This is a genomic window from Thermus thermophilus, from assembly GCF_019974155.1.
Taxonomy (GTDB): Bacteria; Deinococcota; Deinococci; order Deinococcales; family Thermaceae; genus Thermus; species Thermus thermophilus_C.
The window spans coordinates 517,197-543,356 of record NZ_AP025158.1; the positions used below are offsets into that span (position 1 = coordinate 517,197).

The following is a 26,160-nucleotide window of genomic DNA, read 5'->3' on the forward strand; positions in this document are numbered from 1 at the left end:
GTGAGCGGGCGCCAGGCTCGTCCTTGGTGCCGAGGGGCGGAATCGAACCGCCGACACTGCGATTTTCAGTCGCATGCTCTACCAACTGAGCTACCTCGGCGTGGCGGCCCCGACGGGACTCGAACCCGCGATCTCCCACGTGACAGGCGGGTGTGTTAACCAACTACACCACGGGGCCTTGGGTTGTCGCCGGGTCGGGGGCGTCCGACCGGGCACTTAGGATGATAATCGGGCGTGCGGCGAGTGTCAAGCTTGACCTGGAGCGAGGTTCTTGGCTACCACCGGACGCGAAAGGGGATCGGGAGGCGGAGCCTTTTGGTGGACCGGGGGGAGTCGGGCTACCGCAACCGCTTCCTCCCGGACGGCCGCATCCTCTATATGGGCGAGGGAAAGCGGGGGGACCAGGAGCCCGTGGGGGGGAACCTGCGCCTTCTCCTCGCCCACCGGGAGGGTACGCCCTTAAGGGTCTTCCTCCGGGAGAGGCCCGGGGTCTGGCGCGACCTGGGGTGCTACCGGGTGGAGGGGTGGCGGTACGCCCTCTTGGAGGAGGAGGGGAGGTGGGTCTACTGGTTCACCCTCGCCCCAGGTGGATGCGAAGGAGCCCCTTGAGGGTGAGGTCCTCGTCCACCACGTCAAAGCAGGGGCAGAGGGGCCTAAGGGTCTCGGCGAAGCCCCCCGTGGCGATCACCAGGGCCTCCCCGGCCTCCTCCTTGAAGCGGCGCACCATCCCCTCCACCAGGGCGGCGTACCCCAGGACGAGGCCGGAGCGGAGGGCCTCGAGGGTGTTCTTGCCCACCACGCCCTTGGGCGGGGTGAGGTCTATGCGGGGGAGCTTGGCGGTCCGTTGGGCCAGGGCGTCCGCCGCGGTCTGGGGGCCGATGGCGATGGCCCCGCCCAGGTAGCGGTTGGGCGCCTCCACCAGGTCAAAGGTGGTGGCGGTGCCGAAGTCCACCACGATGTAGCGCCCCGTGGGGCTCGGGTAGGCCAGGGCGCCCACGGCGTTCACCAGGCGGTCGGCTCCGGCCTCCCTGGGGTTGTCTATGAGGACCTCGAGGCCCGTGTCCGCCGCCTCCACCACCCGGGCCTCCACCCCGAAGAGCCTTTCAATGGCCCGCTTCATCTCCCGCTCCACGGGGGGGACCACGCTGGAGAGGAGGGCGACCTTGGGGGGCGGGAGGTCCTCCAGGGCGAAGAGGTTTTTCAGGATGACCCGGTACTCGCTTTCCATCCGCATCCGGTCCGTGTGGATGCGGAAGTGGGCGATGAGTTCTTCCCCGGAGAAGAGCCCTAAGGCGGTGGAGGTGTTGCCGATGTCCACCGCGAGGAGCATCAGCCCTCTCCTTCCTCCCCCTCCCAGGGCTCCAGGACGACCCGGGTGGTGATCTCGGCGTTGAGGGTGGCGGAGACGGAGCAGTACTTGGTGTGGGAGAGGTGGACGGCCCGCTCCAGGGCCTCGAGGGTCACCCCCGGCCCCGAGGCGATGTGGGTCACGGTGATGCGGGTGTAGCGCTTGGGGTGGGTCTCGGCCCTTTCCCCCTCCACCTCCACCCGGTAGCGGGCGAGGGGCTGCTTCTTCTTGCGCATGATGTCCACCACGTCGTAGGCGGTGCAGGCCCCGAGGGCCATGAGGAGGAGTTCCATGGGGCGGGGCCCGGTGGAGGGCTCGTCCCCGTCAATCATCACCTTGTCCCCCTTTTCGTTCACGCCCAGGAAGCGGTGCCCCACGATCTGGTGGACCACGACCTTCTTCGTCATGAGCCGGATTTTACCAGGCCCTCATCCGGAGGGCTAGAATGGGGCGTAGATGCGCTTCCTTCTCCTCTTCCTCTGGCTTTGGGCCTGGGCTTGGGCCTTTCCCCGGGTGGGGGTCCACGAGGGCTACACCCGGGTCGTCTTTGACCTGCCCTCGGAGGAGGCGCGCTACACCCTGGAACGGCGGGAGAACCTCCTTGTGGTGGTGCTCTTGGGCCTAAAGGCCCCGCCCAAGGAGGAGGTGGTGAACTCCAAGGAGGTGGCCTCGGTCCAAACCCTTCCGGAGGGGGAAGGGGTCCGGGTCCTCATTCGCACCCAGGGGCCGGTGGAGGTGACCGTCTCCCGCTACAAGGCCCCCGAGCGCCTGGTTTTGGACCTGAGCCTCGCGCAAAAGGCCACCGCCCCCCCTCCGCCGCCGAAGCCCAAGCCCCCCGACCCCCCTAAGCCCGTGGTCCTCCTGGACCCGGGGCACGGCGGGGTGGACCCGGGGATGGTGGGGCACGTGGTGGAAAAGGAAGTGGTCCTGGACGTGGCCCTCCGCCTCAAGCGCCTCCTGGAGAAGGAGGGGATTGAGGTCCGCCTTACCCGGGACAAGGACGTGCACCTCTCCCCCGACAAGCGGGAGGACCTTTCCCGGCGGGCGGCCATGGCGGACAGCTCCCGGGTGAACCTCTTCGTCTCCATCCACGTGAACGCCTCCCCCACCCACACCGCCCAAGGGGTGGAGGCCTACTACTTCGGCCGGGCCCAGGACCCGAGGGTCCTCGCCCAGGTGATCCGGGAAAACGGCGGCGGGGATCTGGGTCGGCGCCTCACCGAGGAGGCCAAGAGCGTGGCGGAGCGGATCCTCACGGACATCGTGGCCCAGGCGAACCAGCGCTACAGCCAGCGCCTGGCGGAAACCCTGGGCCGGAAGCTCTCCCAGGCCACGGGGAGCCCCTACCGGGGGAGTTTCCCCGGCGACTTCTTCGTCCTCCGCTACGCCAAGGTGCCGGCGGTCCTGGTGGAGATCGGTTTCGGGGACCACCCCGCCGAGGGGCGGAGGCTCGCCGAGGCGGCCTACCGGGAACGGGTGGCCCAGGGCCTGGCGGAGGGGATCCTCGCCTTCCTCGCCCAGGGGGCCTTTGCCCGCTAGGGCCTGGGGCAGGGCCTCTTGCCGGGCGAGGGGATCTTCCGGAAGGGGGCCGGATACCAGGAGAGGGGAAGGGGCGAGGCCTTGAGGGTCCAGGGCCTTTTGGGGAGGGTGAGGGGTTCCGTGCGGTAGGCCATGGGCTCCCCCGCCTCGGCCTCGAGGTTCAGGAAAAGCCCCTCCCCCTGGAAGAGGGCCCGGTAGGAGTACCCGTACGCCCAGGGAGGGTCCAAGGCCCGGAGGGAGGCCCAGGGGCCTCCCCCGTAGCGGGCTCCCCGGGGCCCGAGCCAGAGGCCCTGGAGGACGCCCGCCACCTCCGCCTCCCCCACGAGGTACGCCCCCTGCCAGGCCCTGAGGTAGTCAAAGCCGGGGCGGCGCAGGAGGCGGGCCTTTCCCCGAAGGAGTCCGGGCCAGTCCAGAACTAGGCCCTCCGAGTCCCCCTCCACCTCCAGGCGCCCCACCGCTCCCCGTTCCCCCAGGAAGCGGAGGTAGTCGTTTCCCGAAAAGCCGCTTTGGTAGCCCTGGGCGTAGCCGCCTTTGAGGCCGAGGAAGAAGGCGTCAAACCCCCCGGGGCCGGCCACGCGGCCCACCAGGAAGAGGACCCCCGCGCGGTAGAGCCCGCCGTAGGCGTACCCCTCCGCAGGCAGAGGGAGGCGGTAGGCCCGTGTTCCCTCCAGGACCAACGCCTGCCAGCCCTGGGGCCCCAGGTGGCCCCCCCAGGCGAAGCGGCCGTCGGTCCCCCAGAGGAGGCCTTGGCCGCCCACCAAGGCCGCGAGGGGTCGGCCCTCGGCGTCCAGGGTTACCCGGAGGAGGCGCTCCCCTAGGTGGCCCACCGCCAGGTACCCCCCGGGCCTTCGGGCCAGGCCGTAGAGGGCGGAGTTGGCCTCCCCCTCCAGGAGGTAGGCCCCCGCGGGGCCCAGGATCAGGGCCTGGTGCCCCCCTTCCACCAGAAGCCGCCCCACCGCCACCTCGCCCAGGCCCGCGAAGAGGGCCGAGCCCAAGAGGGTGGAGAGGAGCAGGCAGGAGGGCATGGCGCTAAAAGGGGAAGGCCTTCAGGGCCTCCTGGGCCGTGGGGAAGCGCGCCTTGGGGTCGGGGGCGAGGAGGCGTTCCAGGTAAAGGGCGGCCTCCTCGCCGAGCCCGGCCACGGGCGGATGGGGTCCCCTGTCGGGGTCCAGGGAGACCTGGCCCGAGGGGTCGGCGAAGGGGTGCTCCCCGGTGAGCATCCAGTAGAGGATGATCCCGGCGGCGTAGACGTCGGCCTCGGGGCCCGAGGGCAGGCCCCGGAGGAGCTCGGGGGCGAGGTAGGCGGGGGTGCCCAGGAGAAGGGGCTTTTGGAAGCGCTCCTGGGCGGGGCCCGAGAGGTCAAAGTCCAGAAGGCGGGCCTCCCCGGCGTTCACCAGGATGTTCTCGGGCTTCACATCCCGGTGGACCAGGCCCTTTTCGTGCATGTGGGCGAGGGCGAGGAGGAGCTGGTGGAAGACCCTCATCGCCTGGGAAAGCGCGGGGCTTTTCCCCATCCAGCGGCCGAGCTCCTCCCCCGGGGCGTAGGCCAGGAGGAGGGCGGGGCCTTCCTCCAGGTCCAGGGCCTCGAGGACGGGGTTGAGGTTGGGGTGGGCGAGCCTTTGCCCCACCCAAAGCTCCCGGTCCCGGCGGGGGCGGGCCTTCGGGGGAAAGAGCTTGAGGGCGTAGGGGGTGCCGAAGGGGTCAAAGGCCAGGTAGACCCGGGCCAGGGCTCCGCGGGCCAGGGGCCGCACCACCTGGTAGCGGCCCGAGAGGGTTTTGCCCACCAGGCTCACCGCCCCCACTATACCCTCAGAAAACCCGGGTACCATGGGCCCATGCGCGGCCTCGTGCTTTCCGGAGGCGGGGCGAGGGGGTTCGCCCACATCGGCGCCCTGGAGGTCTTCGTGGAAGCGGGGCTGGACTTTGAGGTGGTGGCCGGGGCGAGCATGGGGGCCATCGTGGGGGCGTTTTTCGCCGCGGGAAAAAGCCCTCAAGAGATCCTGGAGATCGCCCGGAACACCCCGTGGCTCGGGATCCTGGGCTTCTCCTGGCGGGAGGCCCTTTTCTCCCGGGGGCGGCTCAGGCGGTACCTCGCCGAGCACCTGCCCCAGGACTTCGCCCACCTCAAGCGCAAGCTCGTGGTTACGGCGGTGGAGGTGCGGAGCGGGCGGGTGGTCTACCTCTTCCAGGGCGACCTGGTGAGCGCGGTCTTGGCCTCGGCGGCCCACCCCCTCCTCCTGAAGCCCGTGCGGCGGGAGGGCCTCCTCCTCTTTGACGGCGGGGTCCTGGACAACCTGCCTGTGGACGCGGCCAGGTTCTTGGGGGCGGAGGAGGTCTGGGCCGTGGACGTGACCCCGGAGCGGAATGTGGAAAAGCCCCCCGAGGGGGTTTTGGGCCTCGCCCTCAGGGCGGTGGACCTGATGCAGCACCACCTCACGGCAAGCCGCATGGCCCTCTACGCCCCCGAGGTCTACCTGAGGCCCGAGCTCGGGGAGATCGCGGTGCAGGACTTCCTCCGCCTCGAGGAGGCGGTGGAGGCGGGCAGGAAGGCGGCCAAGCGCCTTTTGGAGGGTAGAGTGGGGGAGGTATGAAGGCCTTTTGGGACTACCTGTTCAAGGAGTGGTTTCGCCAGGTGGGGGAGGCCCTCCTGGTGGCCTTCTTGGTCACCACCTTCGTCTTCACCACCGTGGGGGTGGTGGGGCAGAGCATGTACCCCACCTTGAGGAACGGCGAGCGGGTCCTGGTGCCCAAGTGGGAGACCTGGCTTGTCCGCCTGGGGTTCACGGAGTGGCGGCGGGGGGAGATCGCCATCCTCAAGCCCCCGGAGGGCACCCCCTTCTCCACGGCCCGCTTCCCCGTCCTGGGCTTCTCCTTCCGGGCCTTCTTCATCAAGCGCATCGTGGCCGTCCCCGGGGACGAGGTCTACGTGGACCGCGGGGTGGTTTACGTGAACGGGAGGCCCTTGGCGGAGACCCACATCACGGACCGGATCACCCCCTGGCCCGACTCCTTCCCCGGGGTGTGCTACGAGGGGGGGCGCCTCACCCGGATCATCACCCAGCAGGGGGATTTCCCGGTGGACCTCCTGCCCGCCTACCTCCGGCCCCTCAAGGAGATGCTCCTCCCCCCCTCGCGGGAGACCCTGGCCCGAAGCGAGCTCGGGGAGGTGTGCGAGGTGGGGCGGATCAAGCTGAAGCCGGGGTACTACTTCGTCATGGGGGACAACCGCACCCTAGGGGGTTCGGAGGACTCCCGCACCTTCGGCCCCATCCCCGTGGAAAGGATCGCGGGACGGGCGAGCTTCGTCTGGTGGCCCGTGGTGGTGCGGGAGGAGGGGGGCTTTAGGCTCAACCTCCGCCCCCTCGCCATCCCCCCCGCCTACCGCCTGGAGTGAGCTCACTCCAGGACGACCACCACGAGCCTCCCGGGCCCGTGCACCCCTTTGACCATCACCTGGCCGATGTCGGCGCTCTTGGAGGGGCCGGAGTGGAGGCCGAGGGCGGCGGGAAGCTCGTTTAGGTCCTGGAGGGCCTCCAGAAGGGTCCCGTAGACCCTCTTCGCCTCCACCAGGACCAGGTGGGTGGGGGGGAGGAGCTGGGCCTTCCGGCCGTCCTCGCTGGAGAGGGCCACGCTCCCCGTCTCCGCCACGGCGAAGAGGGCCCAGGAGACCCCCAAGGGGGCCTCCTCCGGGGGCAGCTCGGGGAGGGGGGGCCTGAGGTCCTGGGGGAGGGTCTTGCCGAAGGCGGCCCCGGGAAGCCCCTCGGCGAGGCGTTGGGCGAAGGCTTTGGCCTCTTCCCGGGGAAGCCTTTGGGCCTCGGCCCCGTTTTCCCGAAGGCGCCTCAGGAGGAGGTCCACGGGGTCTTCGGCGAGGGGGGTGTGGGGGTGCTCGGGGAGGAGGGCCTTGGGGCGCCCCCTCAGGGCCCGTTGCACCCGGGCGAGGATGCGGGTTCTAGCGTCCATCCGCCACCTCCTTCCAGAGCTCGTGGAAGGGCTTGGGGCTTGGCCTTAAGGGGCCCCTTCCCTCCGTCCAGGCCCTGAGGAGGGGGAGGAGGTCCTGGGGGAGGGGAAGGCCCCTTAAGCCCTTGGAGAAGAGGCGGTAGAGGGCGGGGCTTTCCATCACCTTGCGGAAGGCCCGCATGGCCCCGTGTTCCCACGAGGGGGTGAGGCCCTCTTCCGCCGCCCGGTGCCGCCAGGTGAGGAGGAGCCTGGGGATGGGGATCTTCACCGGGCAGGCTTCATAACAGGCCCCGCAGAGGGTGGAGGCGTAAGGCAGGGGGTAGGCCTCCTCCAGGCCGAGAAGCCCTGGGTCCAGGACCGCCCCGATGGGGCCGGAGTAGACGTAGCCGTAGGGGTGCCCCCCGGTCTGGCGGTAGACGGGGCAGGCGTTGAGGCAGGCCCCGCAGCGGAGGCACCTCAGGGTCTCCCAGGCCTCGAGGTCGTGGAGGAGGGCGGTGCGCCCGTGGTCCACCAGGACCACGTGGACCTCCTCGGGGCCCTCCTCCCCCTCCCTGGCGGGGCCCTGGATGAGGGAGACGAAGGTGGCAAGGCGCTGCCCCGTGGCCGCCCGGGCGGTTAAGGGCAGGAAGAGGGCGAGGTCGGCAAAGCGGGGAAGGAGCTTCTCTATCCCCACGAAGGCCACGTGCACCTTGGGCAAGGAGGTGGAAAGCCTTATGTTCCCCTCGTTCTCCATCAGGGCCAGGGTGCCCGTCTCCGCCACCAGGAAGTTCGCCCCGCTTAGGCCGAGCTCGGCGGAAAGGAAGGCCTCCCTCAGCACCCTTCGGGCCACCTGGGCCAGGGCCTCCGGGGAGGCGTCCAGGGGGGTGCCGAAGCGGGCGTGGAAGAGCTTTTGGATTTCTCCCAGGGAGAGGTGGATGGCGGGGCCCACGATGTGGCTTGGGGGCTCGCCCAGAAGCTGAATCAGGTACTCCCCGAGGTCCGTCTCGTAGACCTCCACCCCCAGGGACTCCAGGAGGGGGTTCACCCCGAGCTCCTCGGTGAGCATGCTCTTGGCCTTCACCGCCCGCTTCACCCCGCGCCTATGCACCACCTCCCGGAGGACCCTATGGGCGTCCTCCGGGGTTTCGGCCCAGTGCACCTGCACCCCGTTTTCCCGAAGCCGCCTCTCGGCGAGCTCCAGGTAGTGGTCCAGGTGGGTGAGGACGTGGTCCTTCACCGCCTTGGCCCTTTCCCGCCACTCCTCAATGGGGACCTCGGCGTAGGCCTTGAGGCGGTTCCTTTCAAAGTGGAGGGTGGCCCCGGTGACCGCCTCCCGCACCCCGGGCTTCTCCCTTAAAAGCCTTGCCGCCTCCTTGGGGTAGAGCTTCGCCTTAGCCCGCATACGCCTCCCAAAGCAGGGTGGCGAGGGGCGCCACCCTGAGCCCCAAGCCCTTCTTGCCCATGCGCCCCGAGAGGTGGAGGAGGCAGCCCGCGTCCGTGGAGGTGAGGACCTCGGCCTCGGGCAAGGTGGCGAGCTTCCGGTCCGCCATGGCCAAGGAGACCTCGGGGAGCTTCACCGAGAAAAGCCCCCCAAAGCCGCAGCACTCCTCCCAGGCCTCCCAGGGGAGGACCTCGGCCCCGGCGTTTTGGAGGAGGAGAAGGGGCTCCTCCCGCACCCCGAGTTCCCTTAAGGCGTGGCAGCCGTGGTGGTAGGCCACCTTCCTCCCTTTAAGCCCCTCTCCGAGCTTCTCCACCCCGAGGACCCGCACCAGGAACTGGGAGAGCTCGTAGGTCTTCTCCGCCATGGCCAAAGCCTCCCGGTTTCCGGGAAGGAGCTCGGGGTAGTGGTTCTTCACCATGCTGGCGCAGCTTCCCGAGGGCAGGACCACGTACTCCGCCTCCTCAAAGACCTCCAGGGTCCTTTTGGCGAGGGGCCTTGCCTCGTCCCAGTACCCGGCGTTGAAGGCGGGCTGGCCGCAGCAGGTCTGGCCCTCGGGGAAGTCCACCTCCACCCCCAAGGCCCTTAGGAGCCTCACCGCCGCCACCCCGGCTTCGGCGTAGAACTGGTCCGCCAGGCAGGTGATGAAGAGGGCCACGCGCATTTGTGCCCAATATACTCCTATGGGACCTGTAGTACCTGGCTTGCCTCAGGGACTTGGAGGAGTACGCCCTGGATTTGATCCGTCAACACATTGCGCGCAAGTTTAAAGGGCACCGCTTGGCTTATCTCGTGGAGGCGATTCTTCAAGCCGAGGGGTACTTCACTTACCGTTCTCCCGAGGGACCCGATGGGGGTGTGGACATTCTGGCGGGGCGGGGCCCTCTGGGGTTTGACGAACCTAGGCTTGCTGTACAGGTGAAGTCGGGGGATGCTCCCGTGGGTGGCCCCGAGCTCAACCAGCTTCGCGGCGCCATGGGCAAGCTGAACGCCCGCGTGGGGCTTTTTGTTTCCTGGGGTGGATTTAAGGGGGCCGCCGAGAAGGAGAAGGCGCAGTCCTTCTTTGAGATAAGGCTTTGGGACGCCAACGACCTCATTCAGGCCCTACTCGCCAACTACGAAAGGCTTCCCGACGATATTCAGGCGGAAATACCCCTCAAGCGCATTTGGATCCTGCTACCTGGTGAGGAAGAAGGGTGACGCTTTCTTGGTGAAGGCTCTGAAACGCAGCTTCTTTCTGGACATCCCTCCGGGCCCTCCTTAGGCCTCCTCCTCCAAAAGGGGCAGCCGCACCCTGAAGACCGTGCGCCCGGGGCGGCTTTCCACCTGGATCTCCCCGCCGTGGGCCTTGGCGATGGCCTGGGCGATGGCCAGGCCAAGCCCCGTGCCCCCCCCGGGCCCCCGGGCGAAGCGCTGGAAGAGGTGGGGGAGGAGGTCTTGGGGGATGCCGGGCCCCGAGTCCTCCACCTCCAGGAGGGCGTGGTCGGCTTCCCGGCGCACCCGTACGCGCACGCCCTCCTTCCCCGCCGCCCGGACGGCGTTGGCGACGAGGTTGCGGAGGAGCTGGAGGAGGCGGTCGGGGTCCCCGAGGACCTCGGCGCTTTCCGCCTCGGCCGCCACCCCGTACTCCAGGGCCGCTTCCCGGGCCACCTCCCCCAGGTCCACGATGTGGAGGTTGAGGTTCCGCTCCACCTCCCCCCGGGCCAGGGCCAGCAGGTCCTCCACCAGGCGGCGCATCCTTTCGGCGGTGGTCCGGGCGGTGCGGAGGGCCTCGAGGTCCATGGGGTTGCGGGCCAGGCGGTCCAGGTGGCCGAGGAGGACGGTGAGGGGGGTCCTGAGCTCGTGGCTCGCCTCGGCGAGGAAGGCCCGCTCCCGCTCCTTGGCCTCCTTCAGGGCCTGGAGCAGGGCGTTCACCGCCTCCACCATGCGCCCGAACTCGTCCTGGGGCAGGCGGTGGGGCACGGGGTCCAGGCGGTCGGGGCTACGGCGCGTGATCTCCCGGGCCACGGCCTCCAGGGGCCGGGCGGCGAGGCGGGCCGTGAGGTAGACCAGGGCCAGGCCCAGGGGGAAGAGGAGGAGGAAGGCGCGGAGGAGGGCCTCCCGGAGGGCCTCGAGGGCGGCCTCAATGGGGCTCGTCTCCGCGGTGAGGACGAGGAGGCCCAGGGGCGTGGCCACGAGGGCGGCGGCGAAGCCCTGCTCCCAGAGGACCTCCGGGGTGGGCCCCGCCCGGCGCAGCCTCTCGGGGGGGAGGCGGTGGTCGGGCCGGGTAAGGGCGATGGGGGTGCCGTCTTGGGCGTAGAGGTGCAGGTAGACCCCGCCCGTGGTGAGGAGGGCGCCCGCCTGGCCCTTCCGGTAGGCCTCGGCCGCCCGGAGGGCGTCCTGGGCGAGGGTGGCCTCGAGGCGCCTTTTCAGGGCCTGGTCCACGCTGCGTCCCGCCAGGTACCAGGCCCCGCCCAGGAAAAGGAGCCACAAAAGGGCGAAGGCCAGGAAGAGCCGGGCGCGGAAGGAGAGCACCTAGCCTTCCTCCTCCTCCTTTCTTCCCGGCCGCACGGCGTAGCCCACGCCCCGGACCGTGCGCAGGTACCCGTAGGCCCCCGCCTCCCGGAGCTTGGCCCGGAGGTTGGCCATGTGAACGTCCAGGACGTTGGAGTCCTTGCCCAAGGGCCTGCCCCAGACCCGTTCCTCAATCTCGGGGCGGGGGAAGACCCGTCCGGGCCGGCTCATGAGGAGGTGGAGGAGGTCAAACTCTTTGGGGGAGAGGCGGACCTCCCGCTCCCGGAAGAAGACCTGGCGCTTCCTGGGGTAGAGCTCCAGCTGGCCCACGGCGAGGACCTCGCTCCCCTCCTTGTGCCTAAGCTGCACCTGGATGCGGGCCAGGAGCTCCGCCGGGTGGAAGGGCTTCACCAGGTAGTCGTCGGCCCCGCCCGTGAGGAGGCTCACCTTGCGGTCCACCGCATCCTGGGCCGTGAGGACGAGGATGGGGGCGTCGTCCGTGGCTCGGATCCTCCGCGCCACCTCCGCCCCGTCCAGGTCGGGGAGGCCGAGGTCCAGGACCACGAGGTCGGGCTTGCCCTCCCGGTGCCGGATCAGCCCCTCCATCCCCGTCTTGGCCCAGTCCACCTGGAAGCCCGCCTCCTTAAGCTCAGCCTCCACGAGCCGGGCCACCTCGGGGTCGTCCTCTATGAGGAGGATCCGCTTCATGGCCAAAGCCTCCCCGGAAGGGCCACGCCGTAGGCCTCTTGGAGGAGCCGAACCAGGCTTACCCGCTCCTTCTCCAGAAGGAGGAGCACGTCCCCCTCCGCCGCCACGCCGGGGAGGACCTGGGGCTTCTTCCCGGGCACGGAGAGGAGGAGGCGCACCTCCGTCCCGGGGCGGGGGGCGAGGGGCGGGGAGAGGGGGAGGAGGCGGTTCCCCTCGAGGCGCCAGGCGGCGAAGAGGGTTTTGAGGTCGGGGGAGAGGAGCCTGAGCTCCGTCCCCGGGGGCAGGGCCTGGCCGAGGAGGGGCGGCAGGGCCGCGAGGGCCAGGCCGCAAAGCCCCAGGAGGAGGACGAGGTGGCGCTTCACGCCTTCATTCTAGGACGGCCGCTCCGCCCTTCGTGGGAGGGAGGTTAAGGGGCCTTGGGGTTTTTCCGGGAGGAGGAAGCCCGCGGAGACCACGTACTTGAGGGCCTCCTCCACGCTGATCTCCAGGGGGAGGACCTCCTCCGAGGGGACCAGGATCACCATGCCGCTTGCGGGCACCGGGCTTGTGGGCACGAGGACGGCGGTGTACCCCTCGGGCAGGGGGGGGAGGCGGTTTCCCACGGGCTGGACCACGAAGCAGAGGGTGTAAAGCCCACGCCTGGGGTACTCAATCACCGCCGCCCGGCTGAACTTCACCTCCTGGTGGCCGAAGAGGGTGTGGGCGATCTGCTGGACGGCCTTGTAGATGTCCCGGACGATGGGGAGGAGGAGGAGGGAGCGCTCCAGGGAGACGATGAGGCGCTTCCCCAGGTAGTTTTCCGCCAGGGTCCCCACCAAATAGACCAGGACCGCGGCGAGGACGAGGCCCACGAAGGGAAGGAAGGGCTGGTAGGCCCGGGGCACCTCGAGGCCGAAAAGGCGCAGGAAGGCCTGGATGTAGGCGCCGGAGTAGGTGTAGACCCAACCTAAGAGGTAGAGGGTGACGAGGAGGGGAAGCAGCGTGACGAGACCGGTGATGAGGCGCTGGCGGAGCCGCATCCCCTCCAGTCTATAAAGGCCTAGCGCCCCTGGCCCCGGCTTTCGGCGAGCTCCTTGAGCCCTTTGAGGTCCAGAAGCTGGATCTTCCCGTATCCGGAGCGGATGTACCCTTCCCGGGCGAGCTCCCCGATGACCTTGGTCACCGTTTCCCGGACGCTCCCCACCGCGGCCGCCAGCTCGTCGTGGGTGGCCTTGAGCACCACCTTGCCCTCCTCCTCGTGGGCCAAGGGGGTCTCCAAAAGCTCCAGGAGGGCCGCGGCCATGCGGTTCTTGAGGCGCTGGGTGGCGAGGCGCTCAATCCGGCGGTAGGCCTCGGCCAGGCCCTGGGAGAGGTGCTGGGCGAGGTCCTTGAGGAGCTCGGGGTCGGGGTTTTCCGGCAGGGGCTCGAGGCGGACGTCCGTGGCGGCCTCGGCGAAGTAGATGCGCTCCTGGCCGAAGAGGGCCTCTTCGCCGAAGAAGCCCCCGGGGCGGACGAGGCGCAGGGTGAGGGCGTTCCCCTCCTCGTCCACCGCCTCCAGGCGCACCAGGCCCTCGAGGACCCGGTAGGCCCGGTCCCTGGGCCCCGGCACCCCGGGGTAGAGGATGACGTCCCCCACCTTGAAGCTCACGGTCTCGCGCGCCTGGGTCATGCCAAACCTCCTTGCCCCCAGGCTAGCACGGGGGCGAGGATTTTGTAAACCTTCGGGTTGCAAAAATCTAGCCCCGGCTACCCTCTCCCCTTCCCGGAAGAGGCCAGGGGGCGCTTCTTCGCCACGGGGAGGAGGCGGTGGGTGGCGATCTCCGCCCTCTCCCCCCGCCCTTCCGCTTCGGCGAGCCTAAGCCGTGCCCAGAAAAGGGCCATCTCCCACACGGCGCGAAGCCTTTCCTCCAGGGGCACCTCCCGCCACTCCGCCCGGTCGTCGGGGGAGGCGTCCAGGGGGAACCTGCGGGCCACGGGCCGGATCTCCCTCATTCCAGCTCCTCCAAGTCCCTGAGGTCCACGGGCCGCCCGAAGGCTCGCTTGAGGGCCTTGAAGTCCTCGGGGTGGACCACGTAGACTTGGACGCCTTCCACCTCGTGCTTCAGGGCCCGGGCGAAGGCCTCGTCAAAGGGGGGCGTTTCCAGGATCACCAGGTCAATGCGGTTGGGGGCGTAGCCCAGCTGGACCACGCCGGGGCTTGCCAGGTCCTCCACGGTGAGGCCCAGGTCATCCCCTCCGAAGAAGCGGCGGATGGCGGCGAGGACCCTCGGGGCTTCCTCCGCGTCCACCCAGAGGTCCAGGTCCTTGGTGAAGCGAGGCCGCCCAAAGAAGGCCAGGGCGTACCCGCCGATGACCAGGAACCGGGCCCCCTCTTGGTGCAGGGCCCGGAGGAAGTCCAGCATGTCCGGGGTCATCCCGTGTTCTCCCGGAGCCAGTCCAGGTAGGGGCCATGCCCCTCGGCGATGGGCAGGGCGATGATCTCGGGCACGGTGTAGGGGTGGAGGGCCTTGACCCTCTCCTTGAGCCTAGGGAAGGCGTGGGTGGTGGTCTTGACGAGGAGGAGAAGCTCCCGGTCCTCCACCACCTCCCCTTGCCAGCGGTAGATGGAGGTGAGGCCGGGGACGATGTTCACGCAGGCGGCCAAGCGCTCCTCCACTAGGGCCTTGGCGATGCTCCTCGCCACCTCCTCGCTCGGCACCGTGATGAGCACCACCTCTTCCATCACTTCTCCTCCTCCACCACGAAGGCGCTCGCCACCTCGTCGTCCTCCGGGAGGTTCATCACCTTGACCCCGGCGGTGGCCCGGGAGTACTGCCGGATCTCGGCCACGGGGGTGCGGATGGCGAGGCCCCTACGGGAGAGGACCAGGAGGTCCTCCCCACCCCGGACCTTGAGGAGGGCGGCGAGGCGGCCCACCTTGGCGGAGACGGCGTAGGTGATGACCCCCATCCCGCCCCGGCCCTGGAGGGGGTACTCGGAGAGGGGGGTGCGCTTGCCGTAGCCCCGGGTGCTCACGGAGAGGAGGTCCGCCATCTCCCCGGGCTTCACCACCACCAGGGAGACCACGCGGTCCTCGGGCTTCTTGAAGCGGAGGCCGATCACCCCTTGGGTGTCCCGGCCCGTGGCCCGCACCTCCTCCAGGGGGAAGCGGATGGCCTGGCCCTCTTGGGTGGCCAGGATGGCCTCGTCCTCGAGGTCGGAGAGGGCCACCCCCACCAGGCGGTCCCCCTCCTGGAGCCTTATGGCGATGAGGCCCGCCTGGCCCAGGTTTTGGTACTCCTTGAGGGCGGTGCGCTTGACGAGGCCCCGCTCGGTGGCGAAGACCAGGTACCCTTCCTGGTCCAGGCCCCGCACGGAGAGGAGGGCCGCCACCTCCTCGTCCTCGCTTAGGGGAAGGAGGCTTTTCACGTGGACGCCCCGGGCCTGGCGGCCCATCTCGGGAAGCTCGTAGACCTTGAGGCGGTAGACCCGGCCCCGGTTCGTGAAGAGGAGGAGGTCGTCGTGGGCGTCGGCCACGAAGACGTGGGTGGCCTCGTCTTCCTCCTTGGTCCTGCCCGCCAGAAGCCCCTTCCCCCCCCGGCCCTGGGCCCGGTAGCTCCCCAGGGGGAGGCGCTTGAGGAAGCCCTGGGCCGTGAGGGTGATGACCATGGGCTCGTCCTCAATCAGGTCCTCGGGGTTGAAGGTCTCCTCAAACTCGGTGATGAGGGTGCGCCGTTCGTCCCCGTACTTCTCCTTGACCCGGAGGAGGTCGGCCTTGACCTCGGCGAGGAGGCGGGATTCGTCCTCGAGGATCGCCTTCAGGCGGGCGATCTCCTCCATGAGCCCCCGGTACTCCTCCAAAAGCTTCTCCCGCTCCAGGGCCACGAGGCGCTGGAGGCGCATGTCCAGGATGGCCTGGGCCTGGGCCTCGCTTAGGCCAAAGCGCTCCATGAGAGCGATGCGGGCCTTGGGGGCGTCCTCGGAGCCGCGGATCAGGGCGATGACCTCGTCAATGTGGTCCAGGGCGATGAGGAGCCCTTCCAGGATGTGGGCTCTTTCCTCCGCCTTCCTCAGCTCAAAGAGGCTCTTGCGCCTTAGGACCTCCTTGCGGTGGTCCAGGTAGTGGCGCATGAGCTCCAGGAGGGAGAGGACCTTGGGCTCCCCGTCCACGATGGCGAGGAGGTTCACCGTGAAGGAGGTCTGGAGGGCGGTGTGCTTGTAGAGCTGGTTCAGGACCACCTGGGGGTTGGCCCCCCGCTTGAGCTCAATGGCGATCCTCAGGCCTTGCCGGTCGGACTCGTCCCGGAGGCCCACGATGTCCTCAATTTTCTTGGCCTTGACCAAGGCGGCGATCTGGGCGATGAGGCTCGCCTTGTTCACCTGGTAGGGGATCTCCGTGACCACCAGGACGGGCCTCTGCCCCTTCTCCTCCACCCGCACCTTGGCCCGCACCTTGAGGCTTCCCCGCCCGGTGGCGTAGGCCTCCTTGATGCCCTTCTTGGAGAGCTTCCCCCCGGTGGGGAAGTCGGGGCCGGGGAGGTGGCGCATGACCTCTTCCAGGGTGATCCCCGGGTTCTCAATCATGGCCACCAGGGCGTCCACCACCTCGGAGAGGTTGTGGGGCGGGAGGCTCGTGGCCATGCCCACGGCGATGCCGCTCGCCCCGTTCACCAGGAGGTTGGGGATGGCGGCGGGCAGGACCTCGGGCTCTTTCAGGGAGCCATCGTAGTTGGGGCGGAAGTCCACCGTCTCCTTGTCTATGTCCAAAAGCATCTCCGCCCCGATGGGGGAGAGCCTCGCCTCGGTGTAGCGCTGGGCCGCCGGGGGGTCGCCGTCTATGGAGCCGAAGTTCCCCTGGCCGTCCATGAGGGGGTAGCGGAGGTTCCAGGGCTGGGCCATGCGCACCAGGGCGTCGTAGATGGCGGCGTCCCCGTGGGGGTGGTACTTGCCCATGACCTCGCCCACGATCTTGGCGCTCTTCACGTGCTTGCGCCCCGGCAGGACCCCTTCTTGGTAGGCGCCGAAGAGGATCCGCCGCTGGACCGGCTTGAGCCCGTCCCGCACGTCGGGCAGGGCCCGGTCCACGATGACGGACATGGCGTAGTTGATGAAGCTCTGCTTGAGTTCCTCGGTGATTTCTACAGGCAGTACCTGGGCCATAGCGCTCCTAGAAGGCGTTTAGACGCCACCCTCCATTATAGCACCGGGGGTCTTCGCGAATAAACGGGAATAAACTCAGAAACCTTCGCCCCCTACCTCCAGGGTTTCCGCCAGGTAGACCAGGGCCAGCTTGTAGGAGAGGGGCCCGAAGCCGGAGACCACGCCCCGGCAGGCCGAGGCGGTGACGGAGTGCTGGCGGAAGGGCTCCCGGGCGTGGAGGTTGGTGAGGTGGACCTCCACCACGGGGAGGGGTTGGGCGCGGATGGCGTCCAGGAGGGCGTAGGAGTAGTGGGTGAGCGCCCCGGGGTTGAGGACGATGGCCAAAAACCCCTCTTGGTGGGCCTGCTGCACCCACTCAATGAGCTGGCCCTCGTAGTTCGTCTGGCGGAAGACCACCCCGAGGCCGAGCTCCGCTCCCCAGGCCTCGCAGAGGGCCTCGAGCTCCTCCAAGGTGGTGCGCCCGTAGACCTCGGGTTCCCGCCTGCCCAGAAGGTTCAGGTTGGGTCCGTTCAGGATGAGGACCATAGGGGCTCCTTTCCCCCTAGGATAAGCCCATGGGACGCCTTTTGGGGTTGGTGGCCTTCCTCGCCCTCGCCTGGGCCCAGGTCCACGTGGTGGCCCCGGGGGAAACCCTCTTCGCCATCGCCAAGCGCTACGGCACCACGGTGGAAGCCCTCGCCCGGACCAACGGGCTTGAGGACCCGAATCGCATTCAGGTAGGGCAGAGGCTTTGGGTCCGCCCCTTCCTGGAGTTCCCCCTGCCCCGGGGAAAGGCCCTCGTGGCGCCTCCCGTCCAGGGAAAGGCCTTCGGCCTCAAGGTGGAGGGCTACCGGGAAGGGTACGCCGAGTTCCTGGGGGTTAGGGTGCCCCTCTTTTCCCAGGGGGGCGTCCTTTGGGGCCTCCTCCCGGTGCCCGCCCTGGCGGAGCCCAAGGCTTCTCCCTTGCGCCTTTTCCTGGACGGGGAGGACTCCTCCTCTCCCTTCCCGTCGCCCCCGGAGGGTACGGCCAGGAGGCCCTGGCCCTCTCCCCGGGCCTCAAGGCCCTCCTCCAGGACCCCGCCCTGAAGGCCGAGCGGGAGAAGGTGGTGGCGGCCTGCCCCCGGGAGGGCCCCGTGCCCTGGGGCCTTGCCTTCCGGCCCCCCCTCTCGGGGCGGACCACCAGCCCCTTCGGCGTGCGGAGGCGCTACGGGGACCTCTTCACCTCCTACCACGAGGGCCTGGACTACGCCGTACCTCCCGGTACCCCGGTGAAGGCGGTGGCGGACGGGGTGGTGGTCCTCTCGGAGAGGCTCAAGGTGCGGGGCGAGGCGGTGGTGGTGGCCCACGGGGCGGGGCTTTGCACGGGGTACTGGCACCTGGAGGCGCGGAAGGTGCGCCCAAGGGATAGGGTGCGGGCGGGGCAGGTGCTGGGGCTTTCGGGGAGCACGGGGCTTTCCACGGGGCCCCACCTGCACCTGGAGGTGCGCCTTTTCGGGGTGCCCGTGGACCCGGGTCCCTTCTTCGTTGGCCTACCCCTCCCCTAGGCGGAGGAGGGAGAGGACCTCCACGTGGTGGGTGAAGGGGAAGAAGTCGTAGGGGCGGGCGAAGGCCAGGCGGTAGCCCTCCCGGGCGAGCTCCCCCACGTCCCGGGCCCAGGTGGCCGGGTCGCAGGCCACGTAGAGGATCTCCCGGGGGCGGGTCTCCTTGAGGTAAGCCCGCACCTCAGGGGAAAGCCCCGCCCGGGGCGGGTCCACCACCACGAGGTCAAAGGCGCCCAGGGCCTCGGCCTTGCGGGCGTCCATGCGGAGAAAGCGGACGTTTTCTGCCCCAAGCCGCTTCCGGTCCATCTCCCCCCGCCGCACCGCCTCCTTGCTGATCTCCACCGCCACCACCTCCTCGTAGCGGGGGGAGAGGAGGAGGGAGAAGAGGCCCGATCCGGCGTAAAGCTCCAGGGCCCGCCTTCCCCCCAAGACCAGGGTGCGGGCCTCCTCCAAGAGGGCCCCCGCCGCCAGGGGGTTCACCTGGCTGAAGCTTTCCACACTCACCGTGGCCTTGAGCGGGCCGAAGGCCTCAAGAAGGGTGCGCTCCCCGGCGAGGGGCGTGACCCGGCCCCGGAAGCGCCCCTTGGGGGAGGGCTCGGCCCAGACCACCCCGGCGAAGCCCTCTTGCACCAGGGCCTTGGCGGGGCGCTTCAGGGCCTCGAGGACCCCCCCGACGAGGCCGAGGAGGACCTTGCCCTCTAGGAGGCTTCCCCTAAGGGCCACCTCCTCCACGGGGAGGGGCCAGAGCTTTAGGACGTCAAAAGCCCAGGCCAAGGGCTCGGCGAGGAGGGGGTCCTTCTCCAGGCGGTAGAGCTCGTGGCTTTCCGGCAGGCGGTAGGCGAGCCCTCCCAGGGGGTGGCGGGCATATTGGGCGGCGGTGCGGTAGGCGAGGGGCCTGGGGGAGGGGCGGATGGGGGCCAAGGGGGCCTCCAGCTTGGCGACCCGCTCCAGGGCGTCCCTTACCAGGGCCTCCTTCAAGGGGAGTTGGGCCTCGTAGACAAGGGGGAGGTCGGCGGAAGGGGGAAGGGGCTCGGGGTAGCGGCCGGGATGGGGCTCGAGGATCTCCGGGGCCTCCAGGAAGAGGGCGCCCCTTTTCCGCTTGGGCTCCCCCCGCACCAGCTCCCCGGGGAGGGCCCCCTTCACCAGGACCACCCCCCTTTCGGTGCGGGCCAGGCCGTACCCCCCGGGCACCAGTTTCTCCACGCGAAAGGTCAGCACCCCTCTACCCTAGTCCCTTTGGCGCTATGATGGAAGGGTGATCCGGGTTCTTCTGGCGGACGACCACGCCCTCTTCCGTCAGGGGCTGAAAAGCCTTCTGGAGGCCGAGGGGGACTTCCGGGTGGTGGGGGAGGCCAAGGACGGATGGGAGGCCTTGCGCCACGCCCTGGAGACCAAGCCCGACGTGATCCTCATGGACATCCAGATGCCGGGCCTGGACGGGGTGCAGGCCACCCAGGCCATCCTCAAGGAGTGGCCCCAGGCCAAGGTCATCATGCTCACCATGTACCGCCAGGACGCCTACGTCTTTGAGGCGGTGAAGGCGGGGGCCCGGGGCTACCTTCTCAAGGACGTGGACGCGAGGGAGCTGGTGGACGCTATCCGCCGCGTCCACGCAGGGGAGGTGCTTCTGGACGCGGAGCTTGCCGGGCACATCATCCAGGACTTCCGCGCCAAGAAGGAGGCCAGCCAGCCGCTCCACGCCGAGCTTTCCGAGCGTGAGGTCCAGATTCTGAGGCTGGTGGCCCAGGGGTACACCAACCAGGAGATCGCCGCCGAGCTCCAGCTTTCCGAGAAGACGGTGCGCAACCGCCTTTCGGAGATCTTCCAGAAGCTTCACCTCAACAACCGGACCCAGGCGGCCCTTTACGCCATCCGGGAGGGGTTGGCGAGGCCCGAAGAGTGAGGGTTGAGGACCCGCGGCGCTACCTCCTGGAGCTCGCCCCCCTTGCGGGGGAGGAGGCGAGGGGGGACTACGTGGCCTCGAGGCTCCCCGGGGCCCGGAGGGACGGCCTCGGCAACGTCTGGGCCGGGGAGGGGAAGGTCCTCCTCCTGGCCCACCTGGACACCGTCCTCCCCCCGAAGCCCCCTAGGCAGGTGGGCGAGCGGCTCTACGCCCCGGGGGTGGGGGACAACACGAGCGGGGTGGCCGTCCTCCTCTCCCTCCCCGAGCTTCCCGGGGTGGTGCGGGGCTTCACCGTGGGGGAGGAGGGCCTCGGCAACCTCAAGGGGGCGCGGGCTTTGGTGGAGGCCCTCTCCCCCGAGGTGGTGGTGGCCGTGGACGGGTACCTCCCCGGGGTGGTGGACCGGGCCCTGGGTTCCGTGCGCCTCCGGGTCCGGCTCCAGGGGCCCGGGGGCCACGCCTGGGGGGACAGGCGGCTTCCCCACCCCGTCTTCGCCCTGGCGGAGGGGCTTTGCCGCGTCCGCGCCCTGGTGGAGGGGCGGGAGGACGCGAGCGTGAACGCGAGCGGCCTCGAGGGCGGCCAGGCGGTGAACGCCATCCCCCAGGAGGCGGCCTGCCTCCTGGAGGTCCGGGCCCTGGAGGAGGCGGCCCTGGCCGCCCTGCTCCAAGGGGTGGAGGCGGCCTTCGCCGAGGCCGCACGGGCCCACCGGGTCGGGCTCGCCCTCGAGGTCTTGGGCAGGCGGCCTGCGGGCCGGACCGCCACGCCCCGCCTCCTTCAGGCGGCGGAGAGGGCTTTGGCGGAGGTGGGGGAAAGGCCCCAGTGGCTTCCCGGCTCCACCGACGCCAGCGCCGCCATTGAGCGGGGCATCCCCGCCTTGGGCTTCGGGGTGTACCGGGGCGGGGGGCCCACACCCCGGGGGAGTGGGTCCTGCCGAGTAGCCTCCTGGAGGGCCAGCGGGCCCTCCTCGCCCTCCTCCGCGGGCTTGGCGTAGGATAAGGCGGTATGCGCGTCGGCTTGGTCCACGGCTTCCTCTCCCGCCGCTACCTGGACTTCTGGCGGGCCTACCTCGAGGCCCTGGGCGTGGAGGTGGTGGAGGCCGCGCCTCCTCCCTCCCACCTCCCCTTCTGCCTTCCTGTGCAGCGCCTCCTCGCCCAGGTGGAGGCCCTGAAGGAAGCGGGGGTGGACTACCTTCTCCTTCCCGACCTGCAGGGCGGGGTGGAGTCGGAGCGGGGCGGAGGGCAGTGCCCCTGGCTTTTGGACCTGGAGGCCACCCTCCTCCGCTACTTCCCCGGCCTGCCCCCGGTGCTCAAGGTTCCGGCGGAGCTCTCCGAGCGGGTTTTGGGCCGGGCAGGGGAGGTGGGCCAGCTCCTCGTCCGCAACCCCATGCTCGTGGGCCGGGCCTTGGACCGTACCCGGAGGCTCCTCAAGCCCCCCCCGCCCCTTCCCACGCCCCAGGGGAGCGTGGGGGTCGTGGCCCAGCCCTACCTCCTGGAGGAGCCCGCCTTCCGCCGGGAGGTGGAGGCGGCCCTGAGGGCCCATGGCCTCGAGGCCTACTTCCCCGACCTTCCCCCCGAGCGGCTTCGGGAGGAAGCGGACCGGCTTCTCCCCGTGGACCTGCCCACGGACCGGGAGCTTGTGGGGGCGATCCACTACCTGGGGCGGCTCGGCCGGGTCAAGGGCCTCGCCCTGGTGGTTTCCTACGCCTGCCCCCCCATCCCGGGCCTCATGCGCAAGGCGGCCCGGCGCCTGGGCAAGCCCTACCGCCTCCTCACCCTGGGGGAGGACTGGCAGGAGCCCCTCGCCGCCCTCAAGGCGGAGATGGAAAAGGGCGACCGGGGGGGCTAGCGCCCCCCCGGCGGAAGGGCCGCTTACTTCTTGACCTTCTCCTTCAGGGCCTTGCCGGGCTTGAAAGCGGGATACTGGGTGGCGGGGATCTTGATCTTCTCCTTGGTGCCCGGCTTCACCCCGGTGCGGGCCTTGCGCTTGCGCACCTCAAAGGTGCCGAAGCCCGTGAGCTGGACCTTGCTCCCGTTGGCCAAGGCCTCCTCCACCTTGGCCAGCAGGGCGTCCACCATGGCCTTCACGTCCTTCTTCTTGAGCCCGGTGGCCTGGGCCACCTGGTCCACCAGATCCGCTTTGGTCACCGTCTTCTTCGCAGCCATCGCTCACCTCCTCGCTTCTTTGCCCTTCCGGGCGGAATATATCACGCTTAGGGGGTCTTCTCAAGGCCTGGTCCCTTTTCTATAAAAATCCGCATCTATGTAGATCAGCGGAAGTATTAGCTCTCCCAGTACCTGGGGGGCAGAAGATCCCGTACCCGGGCCTCAATCTCCCGGGTGAGCGCTTCCAGCTCCCGGTGGGAAACCTTGGACTTCCTGGGAACCGGTATAGGGTCCCCGTAGATCACCCGCACGGGGCGGCAGGGGCGGAAGAGCTTCTTCCCCACGGGCCAGGCTTCCTCCGTGCCCACCACGGCCACGGGGACCACGGGGCTTCCCGTGCGCAGGGCGATGGCCGCCACCCCGGTCTTGAAGGGCTGGAGCTTGCCGGTGCGGCTCCGGGTGCCTTCCGGGAAGATGCCGAAGGCCATGCCCCGCTTCAGGGCGCGGATGGCCCCCTTCACGGCGCTTAGGTCCCCGCTTCCCCGCTCCACGGGGATGGCGTAGAGCCGGGGGAGGAGCCAGGAGAGTAAGGGCAGGCGGAAGACGTCCGCCCGGGCCATGAAGCTCACGGGGCGCCGGATCCCCGCCCCGACGACGATGGGGTCCAGGATGGAGAGGTGGTTCGCGGCCAGGATCACGGGGCCTTCGGCCGGGACCTTCTCCGCGCCTTCCACCCGGTAGTGGAAGAGAAGGCGGAGGAGAAAGCGGGCCAGAGGCCAGGAGGCCCGGTAGACGGGGTTGGGCTTGGCTGCGCTCACGGGGCCTAGTCTAAGGCCTTGAGGGCCCGGCCCGCTTCCAGGTGGGCGAGGCGGAGGGGCTCGGGGAGGCGGAAGCGGGTGGGCAGGCGGCGCACGAAGCGGAGGGCCTCCTCGAGGCCCACCCGGTGCCCGGGGGAGACGTAAAGGGGCTTGACCCCCGCGCGGCTCCGGTAGACGTAGCCCAGCGGGCGGCCGTCCGGGGCGAGGAGGCGCACCGCCGCCCCTTTTTCCTCGGGCAAGGGGGCTTCGGGCCTGCCGTAGAGGAGGCGCTTGGCCACGCCCACGCTGGGGAGGTCCAGGTGGACCCCAAGGTGGCTCGCGATCCCCAGGCCCCGGGGGTGGGCCACCCCCTGGCCGTCCACCAGGAGGGCCTCCGGGGCCTCGGGAAGGGCGGCGAGGGCCTCCAGGTAGGCCGGGGCCTCGCGGAAGGAGAGGAGGCCGGGGACGTAGGGGAAGAGGGCCTCCTCGGGGAGGAGGGCGGTGGCCACGTGGAGGGGGCCCTTTTCCAGGTCGTAGAGGAGGGCCACGGCCACGAGGGGCCGGCCCCGCTTGTGGGAGGCGTCCAGGGCGGCGATCCGCCGCACCCCCTCTAGGCTTCCCACAAGCCGCACCTTTTTCGCCAGGGCCCGTTGCAGCGCCAGGGCCTCCTCGGGGCGGGCGGGCTTGGGGAAGGGGGGCGGGCGCACGGCCTAGGTGACCTCCCGGAGGCGCTCCAGAAGCCCGTGGTCCCCAGGGTCCACCCCGTAGAGAAGGGCGAGGTAGTAGGCGGTCCAGGCCATCCGGTACCAGAGGGCCATGACCTGGGCGAGGCGGTTGGCCCCCGTGGCGGGGACCTCGGCCAAGGCGTCCACGCGGGACTCCAGGATCTCCTTGGCCAAGGCCGCCTCCTCCCCCGGGCCCAGGAGGACCGCCGCCAGGGGGTCCCCTTGCTCGTGGCGGGCCTCGAGGCCCACGAGGAAGAACTCCAGGGCGCTCGGGGGCGGGGTTAGGGAGAGGCTTTTGGCCACGCGGGCGAAGAGGGTCTGCACCGCCCCCTCCAGGGGCCGGAAGAGGGGGCTATAGAAGAGGGGGAGGCGCTCCAGGAGGGTGTAGGCCAGGAACTTGGCCGGGTTCTCCTCCACGGGCACCTCGGGGCCGAGGCGGCGCCTTTCCTCCAGGAGGGCCTCGTCCACGGAGCGGAGCACCTCCTCCCGGCCCGTGGCCAGGAGAAGGAAGCGGAGGTAGCGGTAGGGGGCGAGGGGGCTTGGGGGGATGTGGACCTCCACCCCGGGCCGGAAGCCCACCCGTACCACCCGGGCCCGCCCCGTCTCCGCCAGGAGGGCCATCCCCGCCGCCTCTCCCAGGTCATACCCTCCCTCGAGGAGGAAGAGGGTCCCCTCCTCCCCCCAGTCGGGGAGGCCGGAGAGGAGGGCGGCGAACTGCCCTTCCCCGTAGCCCAAGGCGGCGTGGGGCCCCGGGTAGGCCTCCCCGGGGACGGGGCCCGTGCCCACCAGGTCCCTAAGCTCCAGGGCGAGCCCCGTGCGGTCTACAAGGTAGGTCTCCTCGCGGTCTAGGTCGCGCATATCCCTTATGCTAAGCCCGTGAGGCGGTTGGAGCCCAAGCCCGTGGCGCGGATCTGGGGGGGAAGCGGCCTCGGCTTCGGCCCCGGGATCGGGGAGGTCTGGCTCGCCGAGGCCCCCCTGCTCGTAAAGCTCCTTGACCCCGCGGACTGGCTTTCCGTCCAGGTCCACCCGCCCCACGAGTACGCCCTCCGGGTGGAGGGGAAGCCGGGGAAGTACGAGGCCTGGTACGTCCTTTCCCCGGGGGAGCTGGTCTACGGCTTGGCCCGTCCCCTGAGCCGGGAGGAGCTTCGGGAAAGGGCCTTGGCCGGGACGCTGGAGGAGGTGCTGCGCCGCGTCCGGGTGGAGCCGGGCCAGGTCCTTTACCTGCCCGCGGGGACGATCCACGCCCTGGGCCCGGGGGTCCGGGTCTACGAGGTCCAGACCCCCTCCGACCTCACCTACCGCCTCTACGACTACGGCAGGCCGCGGGAGCTCCACCTGGAGAAGGCCCTGGACGTGGCCGTCCTGGAGCCCACCCCCCTCACCCTGCCCCCGCCCGAGCCGGTCTTGGGCGGGGAGAGGCTCCTTTCCACCCCCTTCTTTGACCTTTTGCGCTATCCCTTGGCGGGGGAGCTTAGGGTGCGGGCGGAGGGCCCCACCCTCCTCACCCTCCTCGAGGGGGAGGCCCGGCTCGGGGAGGAGGTCTTGCGGCCGCCCGCCACCCTCCTTTTGGAGCCCGGGGAGGAGGCGGTCTTCCGGGGCGAGGGGCTCTGGCTTGCCGCCCTGGCCAAGGAGGGGGCGTGAGGCCGCCCCATGCGGGCTTGCGCTCCTGTGGGGGTCCCGAAGGGAGGGTATGCGCTGGACGAAGGAGGAGCTTGACCGGTACCACCGGCAGATGATCCTGCCCCAGGTGGGTCCCGAGGGGCAGGAGCGGCTGAAACGGGCCTCGGTGGTGGTGGTGGGGGCCGGAGGGCTCGGGGTTCCCGTCCTCCAGTACCTGGTGGCGGCCGGGGTGGGGCGGGTGGGGGTGGTGGAGATGGACCGGGTGGAGGTGTCCAACCTCCACCGCCAGGTGCTCTACACCACCGAGGACGTGGGCGAGCCCAAGGCCCTGGTGGCCCAGAAGCGGCTCCAGGCCCTGAACCCCCTGGTCCGGGTGGAGGCCTACCCGGTGCGCCTCACCTCGGAGAACGCCCTGGAGATCCTCAGGCCCTACGACCTCGTGGTGGACGCCTCGGACAACTTCCCCACCCGCTACCTGGTGAACGACGCCGCCGTCCTCCTCGGCAAGCCCCTGGTCTTTGGGGCCATCTACCAGTTTGACGGCCAGGTGGCCGTCTTCCACCACCCCACCCCCCATGGGGAGATGGGCCCGTGCTACCGCTGCCTCTTCCCCAAGCCGCCCCCGCCCGGGGCGGTGCCCTCCTGCGCCGAGGCCGGGGTCTTCGGCGTTTTGCCGGCGGTGGTGGGGAGCCTGATGGCCGCCGAGGCCCTCAAGGTTCTTTTGGGGATCGGCAAGCCCCTGGCGGGGCACCTCCTGCTTTACGATGCCCTCGAGGCCAGCTTCCGCAAGCTCACGGTGCGGCGTAACCCCCGTTGCCCCATATGCGGGGACGAGCCCACCCAGAGGGAACTCGTGGACTACGAGGCCTTCTGCGGCCTGCGCTGAGGCTACTCCTCCCCGCGGGCGAAGGGGTATGA

The 26,160-nt window shown here is 70.0% G+C and carries 33 protein-coding genes, 2 tRNA genes and 1 pseudogene; 12 read left to right on the plus strand and 24 right to left on the minus strand.

Annotated features, from left to right (window positions below):
• Window positions 1-24 precede the first annotated feature (24 nt).
• Both TthTMY_RS02965 and TthTMY_RS02970 read right to left on the minus strand, forming a co-directional pair.
• A tRNA-Phe gene (locus TthTMY_RS02965) sits at window positions 25-100 on the minus strand.
• Between the two features lies 1 nt (window position 101).
• Window positions 102-178, minus strand: a tRNA-Asp gene (locus TthTMY_RS02970).
• A 65-nt stretch (window positions 179-243) separates the two neighbouring features.
• Between TthTMY_RS02970 and TthTMY_RS02975 the strand changes: the two genes are divergently transcribed.
• On the plus strand, window positions 244-609 hold the full coding sequence (locus TthTMY_RS02975; protein ID WP_172844682.1) for a hypothetical protein: 366 nt from the start codon (window positions 244-246) through the stop codon (window positions 607-609).
• Here the strand turns inward: TthTMY_RS02975 and TthTMY_RS02980 are convergent.
• Together TthTMY_RS02980 and TthTMY_RS02985 are read right to left on the minus strand one after the other, a co-directional pair.
• Window positions 572-1,330: a type III pantothenate kinase gene (locus TthTMY_RS02980; RefSeq protein ID WP_096412282.1), complete on the minus strand. Its 759-nt coding sequence runs from the start codon at window positions 1,328-1,330 to the stop codon at window positions 572-574. The two genes, TthTMY_RS02975 and TthTMY_RS02980, sit on opposite strands and share 38 nt — an antisense overlap.
• Window positions 1,330-1,755 carry an OsmC family protein gene (locus tag TthTMY_RS02985; protein ID WP_096412285.1) on the minus strand — a complete coding sequence of 142 codons (426 nt, stop codon included), beginning with the start codon at window positions 1,753-1,755 and terminating at the stop codon, window positions 1,330-1,332. Before TthTMY_RS02985 ends, TthTMY_RS02980 begins: the two co-directional genes overlap by 1 nt.
• Window positions 1,756-1,804: 49 nt before the next feature.
• Between TthTMY_RS02985 and TthTMY_RS02990 the strand changes: the two genes are divergently transcribed.
• The gene (locus TthTMY_RS02990; RefSeq protein ID WP_096412289.1) at window positions 1,805-2,887 is read left to right on the plus strand and encodes an N-acetylmuramoyl-L-alanine amidase family protein; all 1,083 of its coding nucleotides are present in this window, start codon (window positions 1,805-1,807) and stop codon (window positions 2,885-2,887) included.
• Here TthTMY_RS02990 and TthTMY_RS02995 read toward each other — a convergent pair.
• Window positions 2,884-3,912, minus strand: coding sequence for a hypothetical protein (locus TthTMY_RS02995; protein ID WP_096412292.1), 1,029 nt, complete (start codon window positions 3,910-3,912; stop codon window positions 2,884-2,886). The two genes, TthTMY_RS02990 and TthTMY_RS02995, sit on opposite strands and share 4 nt — an antisense overlap.
• Window positions 3,913-3,916: 4 nt before the next feature.
• The gene (locus tag TthTMY_RS03000) at window positions 3,917-4,678 is read right to left on the minus strand and encodes a serine/threonine-protein kinase (protein WP_096413140.1); all 762 of its coding nucleotides are present in this window, start codon (window positions 4,676-4,678) and stop codon (window positions 3,917-3,919) included.
• A 42-nt stretch (window positions 4,679-4,720) separates the two neighbouring features.
• Between TthTMY_RS03000 and TthTMY_RS03005 the strand changes: the two genes are divergently transcribed.
• On the plus strand, window positions 4,721-5,476 hold the full coding sequence (locus TthTMY_RS03005) for a patatin-like phospholipase family protein (protein ID WP_223903395.1): 756 nt from the start codon (window positions 4,721-4,723) through the stop codon (window positions 5,474-5,476).
• A complete protein-coding gene (lepB, locus tag TthTMY_RS03010) occupies window positions 5,473-6,279 on the plus strand; it encodes a signal peptidase I (protein WP_096412295.1) in 807 nt (268 codons plus the stop codon). The genes TthTMY_RS03005 and lepB overlap by 4 nt, the downstream gene beginning before the upstream one ends.
• 2 nt (window positions 6,280-6,281) lie before the next feature.
• On the opposite strand, the gene TthTMY_RS03015 is transcribed toward lepB, so the two are convergent.
• Genes TthTMY_RS03015 through TthTMY_RS03025 form a run of 3 tightly spaced genes read right to left on the minus strand, consistent with a single transcriptional unit; the run spans window position 6,282 to window position 8,923 of the window.
• Window positions 6,282-6,845, minus strand: coding sequence for a LutC/YkgG family protein (locus TthTMY_RS03015; RefSeq protein ID WP_096412299.1), 564 nt, complete (start codon window positions 6,843-6,845; stop codon window positions 6,282-6,284).
• Window positions 6,835-8,223, minus strand: a complete 1,389-nt coding sequence (locus tag TthTMY_RS03020; RefSeq protein WP_096412302.1) for a LutB/LldF family L-lactate oxidation iron-sulfur protein — start codon at window positions 8,221-8,223, stop codon at window positions 6,835-6,837. The genes TthTMY_RS03015 and TthTMY_RS03020 overlap by 11 nt, the downstream gene beginning before the upstream one ends.
• A complete protein-coding gene (locus tag TthTMY_RS03025) occupies window positions 8,213-8,923 on the minus strand; it encodes a (Fe-S)-binding protein (protein ID WP_223903396.1) in 711 nt (236 codons plus the stop codon). Before TthTMY_RS03025 ends, TthTMY_RS03020 begins: the two co-directional genes overlap by 11 nt.
• Before the next feature lie 53 nt (window positions 8,924-8,976).
• Here TthTMY_RS03025 and TthTMY_RS03030 point away from each other — a divergent pair, with 53 nt between their 5' ends.
• Window positions 8,977-9,459, plus strand: a complete 483-nt coding sequence (locus TthTMY_RS03030) for a restriction endonuclease (RefSeq protein WP_223903397.1) — start codon at window positions 8,977-8,979, stop codon at window positions 9,457-9,459.
• Between the two features lie 60 nt (window positions 9,460-9,519).
• Here the strand turns inward: TthTMY_RS03030 and TthTMY_RS03035 are convergent, their stop codons facing one another.
• The 10 genes from TthTMY_RS03035 to aroQ form a co-directional block, all read right to left on the minus strand.
• The gene (locus TthTMY_RS03035) at window positions 9,520-10,773 is read right to left on the minus strand and encodes a sensor histidine kinase (protein WP_223903398.1); all 1,254 of its coding nucleotides are present in this window, start codon (window positions 10,771-10,773) and stop codon (window positions 9,520-9,522) included.
• Complete coding sequence (locus TthTMY_RS03040; protein ID WP_096412304.1) at window positions 10,774-11,460, minus strand: response regulator transcription factor; 687 nt, start codon at window positions 11,458-11,460, stop codon at window positions 10,774-10,776.
• Window positions 11,457-11,822 carry a hypothetical protein gene (locus TthTMY_RS03045; protein ID WP_096412307.1) on the minus strand — a complete coding sequence of 122 codons (366 nt, stop codon included), beginning with the start codon at window positions 11,820-11,822 and terminating at the stop codon, window positions 11,457-11,459. The genes TthTMY_RS03040 and TthTMY_RS03045 overlap by 4 nt, the downstream gene beginning before the upstream one ends.
• 9 nt (window positions 11,823-11,831) lie before the next feature.
• Complete coding sequence (locus tag TthTMY_RS03050) at window positions 11,832-12,479, minus strand: DUF502 domain-containing protein (RefSeq protein ID WP_096412310.1); 648 nt, start codon at window positions 12,477-12,479, stop codon at window positions 11,832-11,834.
• A 20-nt stretch (window positions 12,480-12,499) separates the two neighbouring features.
• The gene (sdrP, locus tag TthTMY_RS03055) at window positions 12,500-13,108 is read right to left on the minus strand and encodes a Crp/Fnr family transcriptional regulator SdrP (RefSeq protein WP_096412314.1); all 609 of its coding nucleotides are present in this window, start codon (window positions 13,106-13,108) and stop codon (window positions 12,500-12,502) included.
• Window positions 13,109-13,185: 77 nt separating this feature from the next.
• The gene (locus tag TthTMY_RS03060) at window positions 13,186-13,431 is read right to left on the minus strand and encodes a hypothetical protein (protein WP_096412317.1); all 246 of its coding nucleotides are present in this window, start codon (window positions 13,429-13,431) and stop codon (window positions 13,186-13,188) included.
• Window positions 13,428-13,853: a nucleotidyl transferase AbiEii/AbiGii toxin family protein gene (locus TthTMY_RS03065; RefSeq protein WP_096412320.1), complete on the minus strand. Its 426-nt coding sequence runs from the start codon at window positions 13,851-13,853 to the stop codon at window positions 13,428-13,430. Before TthTMY_RS03065 ends, TthTMY_RS03060 begins: the two co-directional genes overlap by 4 nt.
• The gene (gene cutA, locus TthTMY_RS03070) at window positions 13,850-14,161 is read right to left on the minus strand and encodes a divalent-cation tolerance protein CutA (protein ID WP_096412323.1); all 312 of its coding nucleotides are present in this window, start codon (window positions 14,159-14,161) and stop codon (window positions 13,850-13,852) included. The genes TthTMY_RS03065 and cutA overlap by 4 nt, the downstream gene beginning before the upstream one ends.
• The gene (gene gyrA, locus TthTMY_RS03075; RefSeq protein ID WP_223903399.1) at window positions 14,161-16,578 is read right to left on the minus strand and encodes a DNA gyrase subunit A; all 2,418 of its coding nucleotides are present in this window, start codon (window positions 16,576-16,578) and stop codon (window positions 14,161-14,163) included. Before gyrA ends, cutA begins: the two co-directional genes overlap by 1 nt.
• Window positions 16,579-16,653: 75 nt before the next feature.
• Complete coding sequence (aroQ, locus tag TthTMY_RS03080; RefSeq protein ID WP_096412325.1) at window positions 16,654-17,103, minus strand: type II 3-dehydroquinate dehydratase; 450 nt, start codon at window positions 17,101-17,103, stop codon at window positions 16,654-16,656.
• A 29-nt stretch (window positions 17,104-17,132) separates the two neighbouring features.
• Between aroQ and TthTMY_RS11805 the strand changes: the two genes are divergently transcribed.
• Window positions 17,133-17,642 (plus strand): LysM peptidoglycan-binding domain-containing protein, encoded by a 510-nt coding sequence (locus tag TthTMY_RS11805; protein ID WP_267873993.1) that lies wholly within the window; start codon window positions 17,133-17,135, stop codon window positions 17,640-17,642.
• 20 nt (window positions 17,643-17,662) lie between these two features.
• Window positions 17,663-18,100: a M23 family metallopeptidase gene (locus TthTMY_RS03090; protein ID WP_223903529.1), complete on the plus strand. Its 438-nt coding sequence runs from the start codon at window positions 17,663-17,665 to the stop codon at window positions 18,098-18,100.
• On the opposite strand, the gene TthTMY_RS03095 is transcribed toward TthTMY_RS03090, so the two are convergent.
• Complete coding sequence (locus tag TthTMY_RS03095) at window positions 18,086-19,315, minus strand: class I SAM-dependent RNA methyltransferase (RefSeq protein WP_223903400.1); 1,230 nt, start codon at window positions 19,313-19,315, stop codon at window positions 18,086-18,088. The two genes, TthTMY_RS03090 and TthTMY_RS03095, sit on opposite strands and share 15 nt — an antisense overlap.
• 37 nt (window positions 19,316-19,352) lie before the next feature.
• On the opposite strand from TthTMY_RS03095, the gene TthTMY_RS03100 reads away from it, so the two are divergent.
• The 3 genes and pseudogenes from TthTMY_RS03100 to TthTMY_RS03110 all read left to right on the plus strand — a co-directional run bounded on the left by TthTMY_RS03100 (window position 19,353) and on the right by TthTMY_RS03110 (window position 21,843).
• Complete coding sequence (locus TthTMY_RS03100) at window positions 19,353-20,000, plus strand: response regulator transcription factor (protein ID WP_096412328.1); 648 nt, start codon at window positions 19,353-19,355, stop codon at window positions 19,998-20,000.
• A pseudogene (locus tag TthTMY_RS03105) lies at window positions 19,997-20,994 on the plus strand (M20/M25/M40 family metallo-hydrolase). Before TthTMY_RS03100 ends, TthTMY_RS03105 begins: the two are co-directional and overlap by 4 nt.
• A 6-nt stretch (window positions 20,995-21,000) precedes the next feature.
• A complete protein-coding gene (locus TthTMY_RS03110) occupies window positions 21,001-21,843 on the plus strand; it encodes a hypothetical protein (protein ID WP_096412330.1) in 843 nt (280 codons plus the stop codon).
• A 23-nt stretch (window positions 21,844-21,866) separates the two neighbouring features.
• On the opposite strand, the gene TthTMY_RS03115 is transcribed toward TthTMY_RS03110, so the two are convergent.
• The 4 genes from TthTMY_RS03115 to TthTMY_RS03130 all read right to left on the minus strand — a co-directional run bounded on the left by TthTMY_RS03115 (window position 21,867) and on the right by TthTMY_RS03130 (window position 24,480).
• The gene (locus tag TthTMY_RS03115; protein WP_014510566.1) at window positions 21,867-22,160 is read right to left on the minus strand and encodes an HU family DNA-binding protein; all 294 of its coding nucleotides are present in this window, start codon (window positions 22,158-22,160) and stop codon (window positions 21,867-21,869) included.
• 116 nt (window positions 22,161-22,276) lie between these two features.
• Window positions 22,277-22,918 (minus strand): lysophospholipid acyltransferase family protein, encoded by a 642-nt coding sequence (locus TthTMY_RS03120; protein ID WP_096412333.1) that lies wholly within the window; start codon window positions 22,916-22,918, stop codon window positions 22,277-22,279.
• 5 nt (window positions 22,919-22,923) lie between these two features.
• Window positions 22,924-23,604, minus strand: a complete 681-nt coding sequence (locus TthTMY_RS03125) for an endonuclease V (RefSeq protein WP_096412336.1) — start codon at window positions 23,602-23,604, stop codon at window positions 22,924-22,926.
• Window positions 23,605-23,607: 3 nt separating this feature from the next.
• Window positions 23,608-24,480 (minus strand): SIS domain-containing protein, encoded by an 873-nt coding sequence (locus TthTMY_RS03130; RefSeq protein ID WP_011173402.1) that lies wholly within the window; start codon window positions 24,478-24,480, stop codon window positions 23,608-23,610.
• An 18-nt stretch (window positions 24,481-24,498) separates the two neighbouring features.
• On the opposite strand from TthTMY_RS03130, the gene TthTMY_RS03135 reads away from it, so the two are divergent.
• Window positions 24,499-25,263, plus strand: a complete 765-nt coding sequence (locus TthTMY_RS03135; protein ID WP_096412339.1) for a class I mannose-6-phosphate isomerase — start codon at window positions 24,499-24,501, stop codon at window positions 25,261-25,263.
• 49 nt (window positions 25,264-25,312) lie between these two features.
• Window positions 25,313-26,128 carry a HesA/MoeB/ThiF family protein gene (locus TthTMY_RS03140; RefSeq protein WP_096412342.1) on the plus strand — a complete coding sequence of 272 codons (816 nt, stop codon included), beginning with the start codon at window positions 25,313-25,315 and terminating at the stop codon, window positions 26,126-26,128.
• Window positions 26,129-26,160 lie beyond the last annotated feature (32 nt).